1 protein-coding gene is annotated in these 1,510 nt (G+C 58.7%); it reads right to left on the bottom strand.

The genetic code is table 11. The features are described 5' to 3' along the window. Positions 1–1,510 (bottom strand): beta strand repeat-containing protein (locus G404_RS20700; protein ID WP_028642173.1); only part of this gene is annotated, 1,510 nt, incomplete at both ends.

Below are 1,510 nucleotides of genomic sequence, written 5' to 3'. Positions count from 1 at the left end.
CACCGATCCATCCGAAAAGGCCGCCTGTGTTGGAGCCACTGCCCTTCACAAAGCCAGTCGAGTACACATTGGAAACGGGTTGCCACCAGCTATACCCGACCAGACCGCCGGTGTAATCCTGTCCTGTGACGGCACCCATTGCAAAGGCGTTGGTTGTCGTGCCGGAGTAATCGAGATGGCCAACCAAGCCGCCTGTTTCACTTACGCCAGTGACCGGTCCAGTCGCATAAGCATTGACAATTGTGGCACTGCTGAACCCTGCTAAGCCACCTGTGCGATAACTGCCGAAAACCGTGGCGGTTGAGAAAACGTTCTTGAGAGTAGCGCCCTCTTGGTTGAGGCCTACGACACCACCGACATAGCTATTTCCCGATATATTTCCTCCCGACACTCCAATATCACGAATTGCATTTCCTCCGGCCGTCATTGAAAAAAGGCCAGTGGCGCTATCTTTGGAAGTGAGCGATCCTGTAATTTTGGGAATCGTACTAGTAGTGTTGATCGTAAGATTGGAAACTGTATGTCCCAGTCCCTCAAAGACCGAGTTGGCATAGGCCGTAGCGTTTCCAGCCACGGACAAATTCACGGGGGAGTATTTGTAGGCAAGCCCGTTTGCGTCGAGGTTGTTTGCCAGCGCGTACGATCCGGTGAAGCCTGGGCCATAGGCCGTGACCGCGCTGCCATCCACGCCATTCTGGCCGTCGATCGCATCGAGCTGGGCCATCGAATAGACCAGCGTGTAGGCCTGCCCGTTGATGTTGAGGGACTGCCCGCTGTTTGGCGTGCCAGTGAAGTTCAGGCTGCCGGTGAAGCCGGTGCTTGTGAGGCCGAAGCTGTAGTCTCCCCCCGTGCCGCCATCGTTGGTCTTGATGACCACACCGCCTGCACCCGATGCCGTGACAGGGGCGAGGATACTGACATTGCGATAGGAATCGAGAGTGAGGGTGTTCGCACCAGCCCACGTGATGGGCGAGGAAACCGTGATGTCTCCAGCGGAGGTGGTGACGGTATAGTTGTTGCCGAGGGTCAGCGCCTGATTGAGGTTGACCCCGCCAGCATTGCGCGCGTTGATGGTCGTCGCCGCACTGCTCAACTGGCTGGCCATCGCAGTGTAGCCGCTGCCAAAGGTCGCCGCCAGGCTGGAATTGAGATTGGACAGCGAAGTGTCGTTGGTGACGTCGGAGACCACCCCCGAGGTGATGTTGAGTCCGGTGAGATTGCCCGCAGTGAGTGTGGGCCAGTCGGTGTAGATCTGTCCGCTGACGGTGGATGCACCGGCAAGGGTCAGGGCCTCGCCCAGCTTTGTTGTGCCCGTGACTGTGCCTGCGCGCACCAGTTCGTAATAGTAGCCGTTGGCCCCGGTCGAAGCCGTGCCGCCCGTCAGCAGCTTGCCCCCGACATAGACGCCGACTTGTGCGCCTTGGGCGGGCGTGCTCCCGCTGCTGTAGGCAAAGCCCGAGATCGCCTGGGGGGCTGATGCATTTGCGCTCTTGAGATAGGGGTAAAGGCC

It is taken from the genome of Novosphingobium acidiphilum DSM 19966, from assembly GCF_000429005.1.
Classification (GTDB): domain Bacteria; phylum Pseudomonadota; class Alphaproteobacteria; order Sphingomonadales; family Sphingomonadaceae; genus Novosphingobium; species Novosphingobium acidiphilum.
The sequence above is the reverse complement of the archived record's forward strand: the minus strand, read 5'-3'. Positions and strand labels throughout refer to the sequence as shown.